Annotated in this window: 20 protein-coding genes; all 20 read right to left on the bottom strand. The window is 62.8% G+C overall.

The genetic code is table 11. From position 1 onward, the window contains the following. Positions 1-11: 11 nt before the first annotated feature. The 20 genes from LQ220_RS14810 to LQ220_RS14715 all read right to left on the bottom strand — a co-directional run bounded on the left by LQ220_RS14810 (position 12) and on the right by LQ220_RS14715 (position 18,255). Positions 12-1,412 carry a conjugal transfer protein TraH gene (locus tag LQ220_RS14810; protein ID WP_230189037.1) on the bottom strand — a complete coding sequence of 467 codons (1,401 nt, stop codon included), beginning with the start codon at positions 1,410-1,412 and terminating at the stop codon, positions 12-14. A 65-nt stretch (positions 1,413-1,477) separates the two neighbouring features. Next, entirely contained in the window at positions 1,478-2,305 is an 828-nt protein-coding gene (locus tag LQ220_RS14805; protein ID WP_230188962.1) for a conjugal transfer protein TraF, read from the bottom strand. 206 nt (positions 2,306-2,511) lie between these two features. Next, positions 2,512-2,844 (bottom strand): hypothetical protein, encoded by a 333-nt coding sequence (locus LQ220_RS14800; RefSeq protein WP_230188961.1) that lies wholly within the window; start codon positions 2,842-2,844, stop codon positions 2,512-2,514. A gap of 40 nt (positions 2,845-2,884) precedes the next feature. Next, a complete protein-coding gene (locus tag LQ220_RS14795; protein ID WP_230188960.1) occupies positions 2,885-4,717 on the bottom strand; it encodes a conjugal transfer protein TraN in 1,833 nt (610 codons plus the stop codon). Further along, positions 4,714-5,457 (bottom strand): type-F conjugative transfer system pilin assembly protein TrbC, encoded by a 744-nt coding sequence (gene trbC, locus LQ220_RS14790; protein WP_230188959.1) that lies wholly within the window; start codon positions 5,455-5,457, stop codon positions 4,714-4,716. Before trbC ends, LQ220_RS14795 begins: the two co-directional genes overlap by 4 nt. Before the next feature lie 10 nt (positions 5,458-5,467). Beyond that, positions 5,468-6,484: a conjugal transfer pilus assembly protein TraU gene (gene traU, locus LQ220_RS14785; RefSeq protein ID WP_230189036.1), complete on the bottom strand. Its 1,017-nt coding sequence runs from the start codon at positions 6,482-6,484 to the stop codon at positions 5,468-5,470. Further along, entirely contained in the window at positions 6,484-6,753 is a 270-nt protein-coding gene (locus tag LQ220_RS14780; RefSeq protein ID WP_230188958.1) for a hypothetical protein, read from the bottom strand. Before LQ220_RS14780 ends, traU begins: the two co-directional genes overlap by 1 nt. Continuing rightward, the gene (gene traW / locus LQ220_RS14775; protein ID WP_290369051.1) at positions 6,753-7,376 is read right to left on the bottom strand and encodes a type-F conjugative transfer system protein TraW; all 624 of its coding nucleotides are present in this window, start codon (positions 7,374-7,376) and stop codon (positions 6,753-6,755) included. The genes LQ220_RS14780 and traW overlap by 1 nt, the downstream gene beginning before the upstream one ends. A 29-nt stretch (positions 7,377-7,405) precedes the next feature. Next, positions 7,406-7,942, bottom strand: coding sequence for a S26 family signal peptidase (locus LQ220_RS14770; RefSeq protein WP_230188957.1), 537 nt, complete (start codon positions 7,940-7,942; stop codon positions 7,406-7,408). After that, complete coding sequence (locus tag LQ220_RS14765; RefSeq protein ID WP_230188956.1) at positions 7,923-8,579, bottom strand: TrbI F-type domain-containing protein; 657 nt, start codon at positions 8,577-8,579, stop codon at positions 7,923-7,925. The genes LQ220_RS14770 and LQ220_RS14765 overlap by 20 nt, the downstream gene beginning before the upstream one ends. Continuing rightward, positions 8,572-8,931 (bottom strand): hypothetical protein, encoded by a 360-nt coding sequence (locus LQ220_RS14760; RefSeq protein WP_230188955.1) that lies wholly within the window; start codon positions 8,929-8,931, stop codon positions 8,572-8,574. Before LQ220_RS14760 ends, LQ220_RS14765 begins: the two co-directional genes overlap by 8 nt. 4 nt (positions 8,932-8,935) lie before the next feature. Continuing rightward, entirely contained in the window at positions 8,936-11,527 is a 2,592-nt protein-coding gene (traC, locus tag LQ220_RS14755; RefSeq protein WP_230188954.1) for a type IV secretion system protein TraC, read from the bottom strand. A gap of 1 nt (position 11,528) precedes the next feature. Next, complete coding sequence (gene traV / locus LQ220_RS14750; RefSeq protein WP_230188953.1) at positions 11,529-12,518, bottom strand: type IV conjugative transfer system lipoprotein TraV; 990 nt, start codon at positions 12,516-12,518, stop codon at positions 11,529-11,531. Beyond that, the gene (locus LQ220_RS14745) at positions 12,515-13,399 is read right to left on the bottom strand and encodes a DsbC family protein (protein ID WP_230188952.1); all 885 of its coding nucleotides are present in this window, start codon (positions 13,397-13,399) and stop codon (positions 12,515-12,517) included. Before LQ220_RS14745 ends, traV begins: the two co-directional genes overlap by 4 nt. Then, complete coding sequence (locus tag LQ220_RS14740) at positions 13,386-14,711, bottom strand: TraB/VirB10 family protein (RefSeq protein WP_230188951.1); 1,326 nt, start codon at positions 14,709-14,711, stop codon at positions 13,386-13,388. Before LQ220_RS14740 ends, LQ220_RS14745 begins: the two co-directional genes overlap by 14 nt. A gap of 1 nt (position 14,712) precedes the next feature. Further along, positions 14,713-15,519, bottom strand: a complete 807-nt coding sequence (locus LQ220_RS14735; RefSeq protein ID WP_354957865.1) for a type-F conjugative transfer system secretin TraK — start codon at positions 15,517-15,519, stop codon at positions 14,713-14,715. Beyond that, a complete protein-coding gene (locus tag LQ220_RS14730) occupies positions 15,516-16,082 on the bottom strand; it encodes a type IV conjugative transfer system protein TraE (protein WP_230188949.1) in 567 nt (188 codons plus the stop codon). Before LQ220_RS14730 ends, LQ220_RS14735 begins: the two co-directional genes overlap by 4 nt. Before the next feature lies 1 nt (position 16,083). Next, a complete protein-coding gene (traL, locus tag LQ220_RS14725; protein ID WP_100284634.1) occupies positions 16,084-16,374 on the bottom strand; it encodes a type IV conjugative transfer system protein TraL in 291 nt (96 codons plus the stop codon). Between the two features lie 58 nt (positions 16,375-16,432). Continuing rightward, entirely contained in the window at positions 16,433-16,753 is a 321-nt protein-coding gene (locus LQ220_RS14720) for a TrbC/VirB2 family protein (RefSeq protein WP_230188948.1), read from the bottom strand. Between the two features lie 479 nt (positions 16,754-17,232). Then, positions 17,233-18,255, bottom strand: coding sequence for a lytic transglycosylase domain-containing protein (locus LQ220_RS14715; RefSeq protein WP_290369048.1), 1,023 nt, complete (start codon positions 18,253-18,255; stop codon positions 17,233-17,235). Positions 18,256-18,315: the final 60 nt, after the last annotated feature.

The following is an 18,315-nucleotide window of genomic DNA, read 5'->3' as shown; positions in this document are numbered from 1 at the left end:
CCTACCCCGCCTTACATGAGCCCCTGGGCGTTCAGCCCGCGCGAAAAGTTCAGCGCTGATGACATGCCGGGCGTCATCGAATTCTGCAGCGTGGACTCGAGCATAATACTGCGGTTGATGATCTGCATCGTCACCTGCAGCTTGTTGTTCAGCTTGACGTCGCGCTGCGAGAACTTTTGCCGGGTTGCTGCGATTTGCTGCTTCCACTGGGTCGCGGTCGCCTGATCGAACGTCTGGTAATGCGTCTGGGCCTGCTCGACGCGATCGAGCATGTTGTCCAACATCGCCGCCAGCAGGTCCACCGCCACGATCTCGGACAGGGTTTCGATCTCGCCGTCGGTCAAAGCGTAATGCGCATAGGCCTGTACCGCGAGGATCTTGTAGATCGGCACCGTCGCTATGTTGAGGAGCTGCTTCTCGGCCGCATCGAGCGCAGTGTCCGTCCGGATCTTGCCGCTCATCGACTTGATCATGCCCGCGATGCGCGGACGTAGCGCAGCCGACGCCGGCACGGTCAGGGTCTGCTCGCCGACATCGTAACAGTCCGCGTCGTTGCACCGGAGCATCTTCACGGCCGGCGCATCCGCTGTTCCGTCCAGCAGCGCCGTCACGACCGCTTCCTCGGCCGGCCCGAACATGACGACCTTTCCGCCCACTGCAGGGTCGGTCGAGGGCGTCGTCACCACCGTGCCCACCAAAGTCATGACATATTCGGAGAACGACTGGTCGAAGGCGCCGAATTTCGCGGATTTCTTGAGCGCCTCCCAGGTGTAATTGTGCGGCTCGCCGAGGAGCTGATCCTTCATGCTGCCATCGGTATTGCCCGCGATCGTGGCATCGCGCTTATTGCCATTGTTGCAGCCCTGCCGCGATGCTGCCCAGTCGGAGAAGACGCCCTGGCTGTTGCCGACAGCTTCGCAGATCGTGGAGCGAGTCGTTTCCATCTGAGGCCAGATCCCGCCGACCAAAGCCTGCGCGGTTTCGCAGCTTGAGATGTTCATCTGGTTCAGAAGTTGCGCTTTTTGGCTGAACTCATCCATCACCTTGCCGATCTCGGGCGAGACGGAATCGATCGCGAGCTTGAACGCAAACCCCAGAGCGTTGTTGGCCGTTGCCTTCAACATCGCTACGATTTCCGACGCGTTGATGAAGGAGAAGCTACCGCTGAACAGGTCGATGCCGCCGCAGCCGGCGCGCGCGCTCGGAAGCTGGAGATTGAACGGCGAGACGCTCTTCTGCGGAAAGCGGGTCCAGACATTGCCGAGTGAGTAGTAGCCGGCCGACTGGCCCTGGAACGCGGTCGGGCCCGTGACATTCGCAGCGCCCCCTGCATCGTTGAAGAAGCTGTTCATTTGGCCCGCGACGTCAGCGCGAGCGACGCCGACCAGCGCAAAATGCGAAGCGGCGACCAGTCCGAGCCAGCCTGCGGCCTTGCGGCGGAAGGCGCGAGCCCTCCCCTTCCCTGTTTGCGGTTCCATTAGTAGTCGCTCCCCACCTTGGTGTTGGTCAGCATGAAGATTCGATCCATGATCTCGTCAGCACTGAGCACGCCGTATCCAACGGGAATCGTCCGCTTGGTCTGGGTGTCGAAGAGGACCAGCGCCGGCGTCTCATTGCCGGGCACGCCCATCCGCGAGCGCTGGCCGGAATCGACGACATAGTTCGGGAAGTCGCGACTAGGTCCGCCATCCATCGACACCGCCATCACCGACATGCGGTGACTGTCGGTCACCGAGCGCAGGATCGGCGCGAACACTTCGCAGGCGCCACAGCTTTGCGCATAGAAGTAGAACAGCCCGTAGCGCTGCCCGAGGCTCGTAAGCACCGCGTCGCGATCCGCCTTGCGGTTGTCGAGCCACAGGCGCTTGCCGACCGTCGAGACCGGCCGCTGCAGCGTGTAGTCGAGGTCCGGGTTCTGCCAGAGGGCGCGTTGCCAAGTGTCGGAAAAGGTCGATGCCCGGTCGAGCTGTTCGCGCTGGAACCGCACATAGGCGATGACGTTCGCCTCGGTCGGTTCGAGGATCGCGCGCGCTTTGAGCTCATCCAGCTGCCTGGTGATCGCGGCCACCCGCTGGGCAGCGCTCGTCTCCGGCGCAGGTGCCGCGTTCGCAGCGCTTTCAGGCGGCTTCGGACGAGTACAATAGAACCACTGCCCGAGCTTGCGCTCGCCGCAATAGAACTCGTCAGGCAGGTCCTGCTCAATCGCGTCGCGAGCGGCCCCCGTTTCCTGAGCGTTGATCGGCGCGGCGGACCCGAGCGATGACAGCGCCAGCAGAAGCATCGAAAGCCTACCTTTTCGGGGCATCTTCTATCGTCCTTTCATCATCGGCCTGAGGTTGCGCGGAGGGAGGGTGGGTGAGGAGGAAGGCGTTGGCGCTCGATCTGGGCGATAGGTGGAGACAGCAGTCGAACCCATTTGGGGCGCGCGACCGGCCGCAGCCGGCACCTGCGTGGGTGGCGGGTGGCCCCGGGACCGTCTGGAGCAACAGGAGCGCCAGGATGGTGGGCGCTTCAAAGAGGACCATTGTCCAACTCCCCTTTTGTAAGCCTAAGCACCGACATCATCAGCGCGACGTCGATCAGGCGCGTGCCCTGGTCGAGCATTCGGATGACACCGTTCATCAAGGCACCGGCGACACGGCGGCCCTCCTCAGCCGCCGACAAGCCGCCGCCGACCGCGTTCAACCAGCCTCGGCTTACCATGTTGGCCGTGGCGGCCTTCACTTCATCGGGCGCTACACAGCATTCGAACCACCCACCCAGTCGCTCGGACAAGGCATCGGCACCGATCGGCTTTACCGCGCGATAGGTGGCGAGGAAGATCGCCAGCTCGAAAACCGTCATCGCCCAATCGCACGGGGGGCCATCGCCGGAAGCGAGAAGATTACTTGCCGTGGAGATCATAATAAGCCTGAATCTTGTCCTGAATGTCGGACATCGTCTGGACTTCGTCGGGCAGCTTCGCTGCGTCCATGAAGTCCGCATAAACCTCGGTGAAATCCATCACGGACAGGTCGAGCGACGCGAACTCATCAATCGTGAAGCCCTGGCATTGCTCCTTCTTGGCACTGGCCCAAGGCTTGTTCAGCTGCACGCGACCCTGCTCCTGGAGGACGCGCGACAACTTGCTCTCGAAACAGCAAAAGGCGGTTCGCTTGGTCTTGCAGATCCCGAGGAAGCTCGACGAGCAGTAGGTGCCGACATTGTGGCAGAAGCCCATCCGGTCCCTGATATCGAGCTTCATTTCGTCCTGGGAGCAGGCGAACAGCACGAGGAATGGGGTTGCGAAGGCAGCGATGGCGGCAGGGCCCCCGGCCAGTGCCGCAGCGCCCGCCGCCACCGGCACCGCGCCCGACACCTTGCCGGCACAGCAATTTATAAGGCCGAAAACCGGCTTGTGGCAGCTCTCGCGCTTGCCGCTGAAAACCCTAAGATCGGCCTCGTTGAACTCCTTACCCGCCTGATCCAACGCATGGAGTCCAACCAGAGCGTCCCTGAACTCAGTCGAGGCTTCGCGGACGATCGGTTCGCAGTCTCCATTGATGCAGTAAACGTCGTTTCCGCAGATATATTGCTGGTCGCCGGGCGCGGTGCTGCTGGGGGTCGGGCATTTATATATCTTCTCGGAAACCTTGCAGGCGCCGCTCTGCGGATCATCGAGGCACTCATCGCGCAGATAGGTGCACTGCCGGTTGTTCTCGAGATCCGAGCAATCATTGGCCTGGCTGAACTGGTGACAGCTGTAACTGCGCTCCCAGCTCCAGCAGGCGCGGGTCACCGCAACCCCATTGATCGTTCGGGTCGTGGGCTCCGGATCCACACAGGTCTCTGAGGCAAGTTCGCACGTTTGCGCGGCGGTTGCCGCGTTGCACATGCTCTCGTCGCGATGCTCGTTGATAACCTGGCCGACGGTTTCCTCGCTGTAGGGCCTGGCGACGGCGGCGCTGTCGCATTCATAGGTGATGACCTCGCCCTCTTCGACATCGGGCTCGGTGCAGAAGCGCGGATTGCCCTGGCGGCAGACATCATAATGTACCGTTTGCCGGGAACGCTCGCGGCACACACCGGCCTGGACCGGCGCGTTGAAGGCGGGGACGCAGCGCCGGTCTCGATTGTCGCCGCCCTGCGCGGCGGATCTCGACCAGTTCTCGCAGGTGTAGATATATTTCGTCGTGCCGGGCGTGACGTCGACAACCAGCGGCGTCCTACAGACCGCCGTGCTCTCATCGACCTTGGTTCCGCTGTTGCAGCTGGCCTCGTAATAGCCTTCCGTCCCGCTGCCCGGGGGCAGCGGCGTGCAGGTCCCTGATCCTGAGGAGATATCCTGCCCGTCGAGAAAGGCAGACGGATCGTTTTCGACTGTCGTCGCACGACCGGTCGTCGCCAGGATTTCGGCGTTGGTGAAGGTGGGGCGCGTCCGATCCGCGTCGGTCGTCACGCGGTAGCTCTGGTCGGTGGATTTCTGGGCCTGAGCATCGGCGACCAGCTTGTCAGGATCGTCGAAGTAGGTGGTCTGAGGCTGGCTGGTGCCCGTATACCCTGGCACCGCCTGCGCCTGGGCGTCGCTCGACGGGACCAACGATCTGTCGTTGCGCTTGTCCTGCGCCATCGCCTTTCCCTCGGCGCGTGCTTGCTCGACGGTCATCTGCTGCGCCGCAACTGGTTCGGCGACGATCAGCACCGCACACAGGCCAGAGATGAAGCGGTGCGCTATCACGGGCGCGCACGCTTCATGTTCGAAAGCGCAACAGCTGCCACCCGTGCACCTGGACCGTTCCCACCGGCGAAGGTGGAAAGCGCATAGTCGACGGTCACGTTGCCAACCATGCGATCAAAAGGCGGCAGCTTCGTCGTGCACGAGAAGCCAGCGCACAGATCGAAATCCGAAGAGACGCTCACATAGGTCGGGACCGCCTGCACATCGAAGGCGCGGAAAAGCCGCGGATCGATGCCGATGCTGGCAAACTTGCCCTGTTCGACAACCTTGCTAATCCGGGCGACAAACTCTTTTGCCGAATTATTGGGGAAGCCTCGAAACACGACCACCCCGCCGGCGCTGGCCGTGTCGCGAACCATTTGCTTGAGCGCAGCGTCTGGCATCGACAGGCTGGCAAAGGCGATAAACTGCGGCGCTTCCCCGCTTCGGGCGCTAGCGTTCTTCGCCGCGCCCTGGATGATCTCATCGAAATCCACCGCGCCCTCAGGACCTTTAGGAAGATCCGTCGAGGCAACGCGCCGCATGTTATCGGTGCCGGCGTCACGGATGCTCACTGCCTCTTCGCGAAACTGGTCGCCGCGATCCTTCACCTGCTCGACGAACGCCTGCGCGTCAGCCGCGAGATCGGCCGCGCGCTTTTTCACGGCCTGGACGTCGACGCCGTCGACGGTCTGCGCGAGGACCGCCGAGATCGTAGCCGTTCCGACAAGGGCGAGGATGCCCATGGTGAGAAGGCGCATCGCAAATCCCCTAGAACACGCAGCAGTTGCGCTTGCGCCAGACGAGATAGCCCATGTCCTCGCCGCCAGCGGGATAGGCACGTCCCGCGTCGGGCGGCATGGTGGATGCCCCGATTGCGGAGCAGGCAAAGCGGCCACTCACGGTCGGGATCGGATTGACCATCTGAAAGCGATATTGCTGCTTCCGCATGATCGGCATGAGGTACTTTTTGCAGAGGCCGGCGGACCCCATCGTGCCCCAGGCAAGCGCCTGGCGATGCATCTTGAATGCGAAACGCGATAGGGCGAGCCGCGAGGACTGGACATGTCCGATCGAGGACGGGATGTTGCCGTTGAGCGGATACATCGAGCCCTGGCAGCCCGCGCACCAGAAGAGCGGATCGAGCGGTAGGCCTATGGTGCCAGCGATGCAGTCTCCGGCGCAGGCTGCCTGGGCGATCGGATTGGCGAAGACGATCGCCTCCGGATTAATCAATGCGGCGAGCGAGTCATCCTGCCAAAGCGGATCGACTTCCGTCATATAGGCGATATCGAACGACGCCTGCTCAAAGCAGACGAAGTCGGTCAGGATTTCCATCCAATATAGCAGCGGGTAGACGTACCAGTGGACATGCCACTTGGCGGTGCTTTGCGAGCGGCCACCGACCATCGATGGGCCAGCCAGGTAGCCCTGACCGATATCGAAGCCCGGGGCGATGCGGATGCCGCCGAGATTGGGAAAGCACCATGGCTTCATGGTCACGTCCGCAAGGCGCGCCGGCTCCCAGAAACCGACGGAGATGCCGATGCGCGGCAGCGGATCGGCACAGGCGCAGACCGGCGACGCGGGATTGCTGGGGTCCGGCCGGTTGCTTGGCCAGATCTTCAAGCCGCCGACCGAGAGCGGAAACAGGCACGACCAGCAGACGTCCGTGATCGGATTGACGAACTTGCCGTGGCACGTGGGCGCCGCCTCGGCCTTGGGCGATAACGCAAATGCCAGCAGCAGGATCAGCAAGGCGCCGAAGGCGTGTCTCAGGGCGCGCATCACTCGGCGCTCCCACTGAGGTCGAGGAAGGCGGTGTCGGCGCGGTGTTTCCAAACGAGGTAGAAGGCCGTCCAGCCAACTGTCACGGTCAGGAGCAGCGCCGCCGCCAGCGGCGCGAGTTGGCCGAAGGCGCGATGGAATTGCCTGAACAACCCCACCACCAAGGCGGATGAGAGGCACAGGGTCTGCCAGGTCAGCCGCGTCCGGCGAAGGGACGGCGTCTCGGGCGCGGCCATTGGCGTGCGCAGCAAGTCGAGCCAAAGGGGCATCAGCTTGCCTTGCCCGGACGCAGCACTTGCTCGGTCACCCGCATGGTCCGACCGGTCTGGCGCACCACCGCCGGCGTATGTTCGATGCCGAACCGGGAGGTCAGCTTGCCGGCCTGATCGAAAAAGAAGCGCCGTTTCCGGTTCGTCATCTCCTCGAGCGGTGACCCGCTGACGAAGATGATCTTGGCGTTGAGGTCGGTGAAACGACTGGTCGCCCAAGCTATCTGAGCGGCATCGTCGCCATCGATGAAGACGAGCGACTGCTTGACCGCAACGAAGTCGAGCGGGTTGATGGTCTGCCCCGCAGACGCAATCAGATTGCCCTTCTGGTCGTGAATATCGCGCTCAAGCCGCACAGCGGGATCATAGTCCCACTCACGGGCGGCAATCGCCGGCGTGATGCCGGCCACGGGCGTCGGGCGGCGCACCTTTGCCTCGACGCGTTTGGCGAACATCTGATTGGTCCGCGCGAGTTCGCCACTGGCTTCGGCGCGCCTGAGCCGTCCCTCGATCGTGGCAAGCAGGTCAGGCTCGATGACTGGGAACGCCTGACCAGCCTGACCATAATCGCGGGCTTCCGTCCGCATCGGGCCGGCGACAAAGACGGCAACGCCCAGAAGCACGCAGCCCGCGGCCCCGGTGAGGATCCGCTTCACAACACCGGCTCCCCGACACCGATAAGCTGCCGACCACAGACAAACCCGATCTCGGCATAGCGGCTGTCGAAACCGTCCGGGTGCGGAGACCCGGCATAGTAGCAACCGGCCGGGATCGCTCCCATCGCCCCCGGCGTCAGCGGTTCGCCAGTTCTCGTCCGTGGTTTCATGCGGGCGATCGGCGCACCGTTGATCCTAACGACCGCGCCTTCATGCTCCACCACGTCTCCCGGCATGCCGTAGACAATCTTGCCGAACATCTGGGGTTTCGCCCCGAAGTGGCGAAGCAGCAACGCGCTGGGCGGTGGATCGAAAAAGACATAGTCGCCGCGGATGGGAAGCTGATGACGACGGATCAGGAATGCCCAATTAGGAAGAGAATTCGAGGCGTTGATCAGCAGCACATGGCTGTCGCGCCAGCTTGCGATTGCCTCAAATCCGACGGACCCCACAATTGCCACTCCAAGAAGGAGCCACAGCCGCTTGCGTGGGCGCCAGCCCTGATGTCCCGGCTCACTGACGACCGTTGCCATCGGGCCCTCCAAAGGTTGCAACCGAAGCGCCCGCCCCGATCGGCGGCATCTGCCCCTCAGGCGCCACCGGCAGGGCTGGCGCAGCGCCCATCGGATTGATCGGGCCCTGCGGTGTCGAGGGCTGCGGTTGGCGAGCCGCGATCCCGGCCTGCGCGCTCGACAGCGCCTGCAGGCGCTGGAGTTCTTCGACGGATGCACGCTTGGGGACGGGCACGCCCGCCGCGAACACGGCTGTCTTCAGGCTGTCGGTGATGTCCGGCACGTTCTTGGTCAGAACCGCTTCGCCAACCAGCACGACCTGACCGGAAGCGGACCGCCGTTGGAGCTCTTTGTCGAGCGAAGCCATGAATGCCCGCATCTCGGCCTGCACACGCTCGGGCGGTGAGCCCGAAAACCGCTGTGCTTCGACATAGTCGCCGACCAGTGCGGACAGGCGTGCCGAAACGATATGTTCTTGCTTGGGAGCCGTTAGCGCCCGCGTGACCCACATTGCCCAGACGATCAGGGCCAGGACCAACACCCCGATCAGAATCTGCTGCCGGCTAAACCCACCGAACGCTGCTTTGCGCACCGCAGTCGTGTCGCGTGACACCGGCGCTGGAATCGGCGGAAGATCGAGTTCGGCCTGTTCAGCCATGATGACACTCTCTTTCGGATTTGCGCTCGGGGAGGATCCTGTCGCGGCGGAAAGTGATGATCGCTGCGGACAGGATCATGTGGGCGATCGCGAACATGTTGAGGAACGCGCCAGTGCGCGCAGCGTCCGCCACGACGTAGCGACTGGTCAGATTGTTGAGTTGATGGATAAAGCCGTCGAACGAGAAGCCGCCGAGGGCGAGGAAGAAGAGGAAGAAAAGCCCCCAGGTCATCAGGAGCGTCGAGCCGACGAAGCCGAGACCGTGCAGGGTGAAATAGGCGACTAAACGCCATTCCGATCGCCTCGCCCTGCCCGTTCCGCCACCTGCCGGCTTGCTGACGTTGGTCGCCATCGTGCTACTCCGCAGCCACCGCGATCTCGTCCCCCGGGGCGAGATTGCTGACCCATTTTTCCGGATTGTCGGGGAACGCGATCCGCTCGATCGCTTCATCCATGCTCATGCCTTCAGCGATCAGCGCATCGATTGCGGCGAAGGTCTTTGGGCTCGAGGAGAACAAGGCTGCCGAATAGGGATCGAGCACGAGGCGCCCGACAGCGAGGGTGTCAGGGCCTTTGATCATGATGTCCGAATATTCGAAGCCGTTGCGCTTGAGCGAGCGCAGGAGGGCGTCGGTGTAATCGTCCATCTCGAAACGGTCGTGTTTCTTGAAGTCCGCGATCGTCTCCGGCTTCTGCTGCAGGATCACGAACCAGTCAGAATTTTCCAGGGCGGCTATCGAGCCGGCCGACTTGTAATAGTCGTTGAGCGACTGGGTCGCCGTCACCAGCGACGCCCCGTACTTCCGGCAGGTGCGGGCATAGGTCTCGATGAAGTCGGCCATCGCGCCGCCGCGCAGCATCTGCCACGCCTCATCGAGCAGCAGCGCTTTGGGGATCGAGCGATCGAGTTTGCGCATCATCTGCTGCGACATGAACATGATGGCGGTGAGGACGACGCCGCGCAGCTCTTCGCGCGCCGAGAGGTCGGACAGCTCGAACACGGTGAGCTGGGCCTTCAGCTCAAACGAAACCTCGCCCTGGAAAAAGCGGCCGTAAGTGCCGGCGGACGAGAAGGGTCGCATCGCGATCCCAAGGTTGGAGGCGAGCCCATTGCCGGTGGCATCGAGCGCCTCGATGACGAGGTCAATCGAGCCACCGCTGCCATGCTGGTCCCATACCTGGTTCACCGCCCCGTCGATCAAGCCGCGCTCGGTGTCGTCGAGCACGTTGATGTGCCGCGCCATCTGATTGATGATCGCCTTGAGCATCGCCATGCAGTCGAGGAGATAATCCTCGTCTTCGGCCGCTTGGGCCTGGTCGATCATCGAAAAGGGATTGAGACAGAAGCCCGAGCTCATCGTGAACTCGACGAAAGCGCCGCCCTGGAGTTTGGCCGAGTGCTCGAAGGAACGACCATCGTCGATCACCACGACCTTCGCGCCCGCACCGCACAGCGAACCGCACAGCTCCTGCAGCGCCACCGACTTGCCTGAGCCGGACTTGCCGAACACCGCGACATTGTGGTTGCCCGCCGTGTTCTCGAACGGACTCCAGAAGAAAGGCTGGCCCCGCCGCCCGATCAGGAGGAGGTGCGGCACCGATCCGCCAAGATACTCGCCTTGCAAAGGTGCCAGGTTCGCCGCCGTCGTGGTGAGCAGGGTGCGCATCCGCTTCATGCGCTCGAGATCCTTCGAGAGGCCGTTGGCCATCGTCATCGGCATCGCGCAGAGCAGGCCCATCACCTGCAGGTAGCGGTCGTCGAGCAGATCCCAGCCCGCCGCCCGATAGACCGATTTGAGCACGCGCTCGTTGCTGTCGCCCTTGCCCTTCGGCGAGAAGGCGGTAGCACTGAAGAATACGCGGACGAGCTTGCGGCCCTGCCGGATCTCTTCGTTGACGTAGCGCCATTCCTGCGACTGATCGCGCAGCTGCGGCAGAAACTTCGACGACTTGGAGTCGGCCAGGCTCGTCGTCCGCATGAACTTGTAGCTGGCCTTGTTGGTCGAGGCTTGGGCGTCGGGGAAATCGATGCAGAGGTTCGTCGCCACCGGGCACGGCATGCGGAGCTTGTCGGTGAACATGTCGCCGATCAGGCGCGCCACGTCCCAGGGCGCCCAACGGGTCGGGAGATTGCGCACCGAGAACGACCGGACGTCGAACACGTCGGGATAAATCTCGCCAATCTCGGGCGCGCCCTTGACCGTCTTGCCGGTCGGGCGAAAGCGCTCGGTGCGCAGCAGCATCCGGTCCGGCTCAACGTGTAGCTCGATGTCCCGGCGAATGGCCTGGTCAGCGATCGGATCAAGCGGGTTATAGCTGACGGCGTCTTCACCGGCGGCCGTGGTCGGCGAGGTAATGTCGTCGATCCATCCGATCAGCGCGACCGGGTCCATCTTGCGGGCAGTGACGTTGATCGACGCCAGCGAGGAAATCAGTGACTCCATCACCGAGACGATCTGCTCGATCGACACGCTCGAGGATTCCGGCGTCGAGTAGGAGATGGCGACACGGTGATTGCGCAAACAGAAGGGTGCGTCGGCCGAGAGCGACTCCCACACACCGTTCGTCAGGAAATCGACGCGGTGCTTGGCCATGCGTTCGTAGACGCCGCGCGCCGAATAGCGCGGCAGGTACCATTTCGACAGCCGCTCACCGATGCGCGGCGACATCCACTGGTGAAACTGGAGGCAGCCAGGTGCCGGTATCCCTTCCGAAAGGAACTGCGCGAGGATCTCGCCAGTGCGCTCATCCGCCCCGACCAGCGGCGCGGCCTCGATGACGAAGCCGCGTGAAGCACTGTTGTAGAAGATGCCGGTCTTCGGGTCGTAGCTGCGATACGGTAGCCAATGCGCCAGCATCGGCACCGCCAGGTCCGGGCGCTGCGTATCCGGCCGCTTGCTATCGCCGAACACGCCAGCCAGCAGATCGTCAAAAAAGGCCCTCCCCATGTCAGTTGTCCTCCGGCACGGCGGCAGGGAAACCGGCCGCTCGCACGGTCGGTTTGACGGATGGCTTGGCGTCGGGAAGCACGGCCGTCGCAGCGGCAGCGCGCGCGCTGTCCTCCGCCTGGGTCGCGCCCGCCTGATATTCGGGGCTCGCTTTCACACGGGGCGCGGCCTCTTGCCCGATCGTGATCTTCGACTTGGGTGTGGCGACGGCGCCGGTGGGTTTTGGATGCATGCCGGTATCCTCGACCCCCCGGGGGGAAGCCGTGGCTGGCGCGCCCTCGACCCGGCGCGCGATCGGGCTCGCCTGGACTGCAGGTGCCTGCAGTGTGGGCATGCGGCCCGCCTTTGGGGCCAGACGGGCCGCGACCTCTGACTTGATCGCTCCGACCGGGTCGGCCGAGCGCGCGCGGGCGGCGGCGATCACGGCTGGATCGGGCAGGTTGGGATCGACGGCCGCCACCTCGGCGAACGCAGGATCGGCACGATCGACGGCCTCGGCAAGTGATACCGGCGCAGGAACCATAGCCCTGGCATTGCGATCGGGAATGGCGGTTGCAGACGCCACCGCCTGCTGTTGCCACTCACCGCTCTGGACGACCGCATGGATTGCGCTCGCCTCGTGCAGCCGGCCTTGCTCATCGATATAGGGCTGGAATACGATCCGCAGCACGCGCTCCTGGGTGCGCCGCGGGTCAGGCTGACCAATCGACAAGCGCTGACCAACGGCGGCCGTGCGCGCTGTCTTCGGCTTCGATCTCGGTTCCATGTAAGGGCCGGCCGGCAAGACATCGGCGCCGCCGCTATCCCCTGCGATCATGACCAGGGCGCGATTGTCGATCGACGAGGAGGGCGCGCAGATGCCGTCGGGCGCGGCGCAGGAGAAGCTGCCACTGACATTGCTGCCGAAGGTGGCGCAGCCGTTCAGCGCTGCCAGTGCTCCGGTGCCCATGAGCGCCCGGACCATCGCCAATCGGATCAACCGGCCGCTCACGACTTGGCGCCCTTGAGCCAGGCTTCCAGGAACTCCTTGGGACGATAGCCCTCGAGCATTGCGCCGTCGCTTCGTACGATGACGGGCGTCCCGCTCAGCCCATGCCTCTGGGCGAACTTCTCATTCGCATCGAGTCCCTTGGTATCGCACGCACCCGGGGCCTTGACCGGCTCGCCTGCATAGGCAGCGTGCAGCGCCTCTTCCTGGTTTTTCGAGCAATAGACCCGGTCGGCAATGTCCCGGCTGCCGAGAACCGAGATCGGTCGCTCCACGACCCTCACGTCCATGCTGCGAAGGACATTTGTGAGGGCGCGGCAATAGCTGCAGCGGAAGTCGGTAAAGACGGTAACGGTCTGCCTGGCGGCCCGGTTGCCCCAGACAATCGCCCCCTCCGCGGGCAAACCCGTCAGGTTGAGCTCCACAGGGCGCACCGGTAATGTCGTTCTACCGACACCTCCCCTCGCCGCCGACACCTCAGGAGCGGCCTCGTCCGGTGCCTCGGCCGCCGCCGCATTGGCCTTCGCAGCGCCACCCACCAGCATGTCGGGGTTGATCTCGAGAAGCCGCGCTGCGGTCAGGTCCTGGCGCGTCTCCATGTCGTAAACACGGCCGATAATGAGATAGCGCGCGCCCCGGTCGACGTAGAAGAGGTTCGCGCCGGCCGTGACCTCGCAGAGATCACCGACCTTGTTGCAGTCGACCTTGGTCAGCGGGGTTTTCGGCAGTCGCGCTTTGATGAGCTGCGCAACCTTGTCATCTGATGGACCAGAAATCTCTCGAGCGAGCGCGTAGCTGACCGGGCCGACGACTGGTGCGACCATCAGCACGAACACCGGGATCGAGATGCCGATCCTGCCGCGCATCCAATTAATTACGGACATACACACCCTCCAGGAAGACGATTTCAACGTCGATGCCCGTCGGCATTTCGATTACGGGCTGATATTGTTCGGCGCGCTCAATCAGATATTTTGAGACGTCCTTGCCGGATTCCGCGGCGCCGCCACCGAGCGCGCGCAAGCCGACGCTGCCGAAATTGGGCGTTCGGTCGAGGCCCCCTTCCCCATTGGAGCTGATGCTCGCGAGCGGCTGATTGAAGGCGGTGTTGAGTGCGTTACCGCCACCGCTGACCAAGCCAGCCAAGAACGCCTGCATCGCAAGCGATCCCTCACGGCTGACCACTCTACCGCGCACGCCGGTTTTGCCGCCAAACGCGATGAAACCCTTGACCTCCGATACAGCGTAGCGGCCGCCCGGTTGCGGACAGGTCATCTTCTGCAGTTTGACGTAGACCTTCTCGCTGGAGAGATCCCCACGTGCCGCGCCGTTGATCAGGCAGCCTTCGATCTTCGTCGTGAGCAGCCGACCGTTCTGATATACCGACCGCGCCGGCCCGGTGACGCGCAGCACGACCGGCAACGGATCGGTCTGGCTGTTGACCCCCGCGCTCGCGTCGACCCCAACGATGACCTTGGCGCTCGCGAAGCTGTTCGGCGGCAGATAGTTGATGCTGTCGGTATAAGTAGTCGTTCCCTTCGCAACCCGGGTCGCGGTTCCGCTGTCCGCGGTCTGGAAGCTGACCATCTTAACCTCGGCGCTGGTGCTGACCGGGATCGCGCGCGCGCCTGCAGCCGTATCGGGCCGCTGGTAAGCCTGGGTGCCTCCCGGCCCGTACATCGCGGCCGGGCCAGGGGCCGGTGTGGGCGCCGCCCGGCTGGTAGCGACCTCGCGGCGAAGCTGATCGTTTTCCTGCTGGTACGCCGACAAAACCCGGGCGCCATCAGCCTGCATTGCCTGGTTCTGGCCCGCGAGAAGCTCGATCTGCTGGGCGAGCTGGTCCATGCGCTGCTGCTGTCCGTTGACCGATTTCAGCTGGTTCTCCACCGACTGCATCTGGTTCTCAGAGAGTGCCATCCACTCCTGCTGATTGAGGTTCTTGTTGACCATGTCCTTGGTCGACACTTCGACCTTGGCGGCCTCATCCCCGGCCGGGCCGGTTTCGCTGCCATCATCTCCAAAGATCCAGAATGACGAGCCGACCAGGCCGACCGCAGCGACGCCGGCGAGCAGCATCCGCTGCTTCTTGCGGACACTCTCATTGGCGGTGAGATCGCTCGAGATCGGAGAGACCCCTTCCTCGGCGCCGCCGTCCAGGGGGGGGCGCTTGCGCTTGAGAAGATCGGCCAAGGCCATGTCATTGCCTCCCGTTTTGCAGGACGAGGTAGGCCGTCGTGACCTTCCCTGGATCGAGCTTCGGCTCCGCTATCGAGACAGCCAGCGCGCTGCTTGGCGCCACCGCGGTCTCGGTCAGGGTGATCGGCGCCGCGCTCTTGTTTTCGATGCGCAGAACGCGGCCGATAAGGTCTGCGCTGCGATATTCTGCGATCATCTGAACCTTGAGGTTGCCGACATAGACCGGGCGAAGCGCACGCTGACGCATCTCGTACCCGTCGACCACCTGGTTCGAGTACATCGCCTGTACGAGTTCGACTGCACCGTCCTGCGGGCTCGCCTCAGCCACTTGCGGCGCTGCCTCACCCGCCTTGTCCTTGGCGATCGCCGGGTTCGATATGAACACCTGGACGGCCTGTTCTCCGGCAATGCGGCACACGAACTTGTAGACGTAACCCCGCTTGCTGGTCGCGAAGAACGACAGTGCCTGCCGACCGAAACCCTCGGGCACCGACAAGTAGATGTCCCCACGCACCGGTTCGTTGACGACGGAGAAGTCGTCCTGGGGATTGCCCGTCGAGATCTTTGAGACGGATGCAAACTCGTCCTCGACCAGGCTGATCCGCGTCAGATCCTTTGCGGAAGCGGCGCAATCTACCTGACTACCGTCGGCCGCCATCACTGTCTGGTCGGCCCAGGCCGGCGCGGCGGTGAGCATGACGCTCACCACCAACAAGGCCGCCCCCATGAATCGGCTCAGATAACAGTAAAAGCGCGAAAGGAAGACGGCGCCGAGCGCGGCACTGCCGATGGCAAAGACCGACATCACTGATCCTTTTCCTTGCCGGTCGTCACCATGCCGAAGCCCACAAGCTTCAGGGACAGTCCGGAATATTGCCAATCGAAGCGGAAGGTGCGTCGCTCCTTGGACACGACCTTGTTGCCGACGATCGTGTGGAGGTCGCCGGTGACGGTGGACCACAGATTCTTCGGGTCGATTTCCATCGTCTGGATCGTGAAGAATTGGGAGATCGACGAGCCGCGCTGCTCATTCACGATCTTCATCAGCTCGGCGCGGATCTTCCCCTGCGCACTGGGCGCGGTGATATCGAGAACCGACTTCATCCAATATTCGAGGTTGGAGGGGCTGCGATCGAGCGTGAGCACCGCTGTGTCGCGCGTGATCAGCTCCAGATATTCCCGCGAGACGCCCGCGCTGCTCACCGCTAGCGCTGAACCAAGCACGGGCTGCAGGACCACCTCTCGATCCCGCGTCGCTGTAACCAGCAGCAGGATCGCAGCGAGAGCGCCAAGCGCCGATGCGACCAACACCAGCAGGTTCCGCTGCCGCAGGACGCGCTGGCTCTGCGCGTGAGTGTGGGAGATCTCCATCTTACCCTGCCATCAGTCGAAGATAGGAGGGTGGTGTGGCCTTCATGCCGGTGAACCCGGCCGGAAGATGCCAATAGGCCATGTGGAGTAGCCAGGAAGCCGCCCGACCTGCCTTAGCCTTCTTCAATCCCCACCAACCGCCGCCCGCGAGCAACATGCCGAGAAGGATATGCTGAGACAGGATTCCCCAGACGAACGGGATAACCATCGCCAGGAATTCATCTAGCGTCCACAGCCCGATTAGCTCGGGATCGTCCAGATGAGACGGTATGACATACTTGTCCGCAGCCATTGCACCACCCTCCCCCAAAGCCGGCCGGATCTGCTATTCCGACCAGCCGTCGGGCCCTTCAGATCGTTGCGGTGACGGTGGAAGTGACGATCGGAATACCGGTGCCCGCGCCGACACCGACGCCGACCGGGATCGCTATCTGGCCCATCGAGAAGCGACCCGATGCGAGAGCGACGATGCCGCCGGCGAGCGACAGGACGGTAATGATTTTGCCGCCCGATCCTTCAAGGAAGTCGGTAAACTTCGTCAGGGCGGTGTCGAAGGTAGTGTCGGCGCCGGCGGATGCGGGACCGGCAAACATGAACAGAGCCAGCGCGAGTGCGATGAGGGCGAGGACCGCCAGCTCCGCACGGCCGCTGTTCTTGCGGACAGACTGCATAAGAGTTTCCCTTCAAACGGAACGCGACTGATCCGCGCCCGATGAAAGATTGCAGGTCGCCAAACTCTGTTTGCAACGAAGCTATCCGTCGGTCTGAGCGATTCTTGCGAACACCCTCAGCCAATCCGCAATTGCGGGACAGAACGTCCCGAACCTGGGGACTTTGTGTCCGTTAAATCGGGGCGTAACGTCCTCGTTGGCAGGACGGAGCGTCCTGTTTACCGAACAGTGCACCTTCCGAAATTTTCGAAGTATCGTGCTCTACCGAGTCGTGAATTTGATCCGCTAGAATCGCACTTTGGGATCAGCATCGGGATCTGGAGTTCGGCAGGCTTTTTCGCTCGGATGGGAGGGAACATTCGAGCAGGCCTCTGCAATTACGTTCTGGATCCATCCATGGACCTATTGCAACTTTCGACAGAGAGCCTCCGCCGTCACTCTACCGGAACGCATAAATACGAGATGCTCTAAAAATCTCGTCAATCGCCGGTCCACCTCGAGTTATGAGACGCTTGGTAGGTTGAGACAGAGGCGGACCGAACGAGCGCGTTAGGCGGGTTCACAGGCACACTGCCGAAACGTGCGCTCATCGCCGGTGTGGCAAAACCGGAAAGCCGCTGCCAATTCAGAAGTACGTTATCGACATAGGCCACGGTCTCTGTGATCCGCGGCACCATACCATTGCGCACGCGCCCAGGACCCGCGTTGTAGGCAGCAAGCGCGAGATGGACCTGTCCAAAACGGTCGAGCTGTTGCCGGAGATATTTGGCTCCCCCACGCAGATTTTGCACGGTATCGTAGCGGTCCACGCCGAGCCCGATCGCCGTATCGGGCATGAGCTGAGTCAATCCGAACGCTTTCTTGGCCGAATAGACGGCAGGCTGATAGTTGCTTTCCCTGATGATCATCGCGTCAAACAGACCCGTTGGGATACCATATTGGCAAGCGACGTTTCTCATGAGCGCATAGAAGGCGAAACGCCGACTTTCAGCCGCTGCGCTGAGAAAACCTGCGGGCCGATAGGAAGTTGCCGAGCACTGGGGAACGAAGCTTACCGCCGAAGCTGAGAAAGCTAGGCCTTCGCGCATCCATGCTGGAATAGCGATCGGTTGCGGTAGCCGACGGATCCTGGACGATGGCGTGCCGTCTGTTCGGGCGACATCAACTTGCAAAAGAAGATCCTTCTCCACAACAGCTGATCGTCCTTCCCGCCATAGCGCTTGGAAGCTTTCTTTCATTTCGAATTCGACCCAGCGCCGGCTCAGATCGTGGACACGAAACGCCGCCTCACCATCTACAGCATCATTCAGCGCGGCAATTTGGTTCCCCCCTGCAACGGCGGGCGTCTCACCAGCTGCGGCCGCCGGTGATGACACGGGTGACATAGCGTTCAACCGTATGAGCTGCACTGCTCTGATCGGAATAGCTGTCGAGACCCGCGCCTGGGATCCAGTTTCGCACAGCGCTGATAGCGCTATGATTCCGAAGAAAACTGATCGCATCGTCACCTCCAAAATCGCCCGAGGGCAAGTTGAGATCAGGCGATTGGTGATTGTCAATCG

It is taken from the genome of Sphingobium sp. CECT 9361 (genome assembly GCF_918741285.1).
GTDB lineage: Bacteria > Pseudomonadota > Alphaproteobacteria > Sphingomonadales > Sphingomonadaceae > Sphingobium.
Note: the sequence above shows the minus strand (reverse complement) of the source record. Positions and strands in the feature narration are given on the sequence as shown.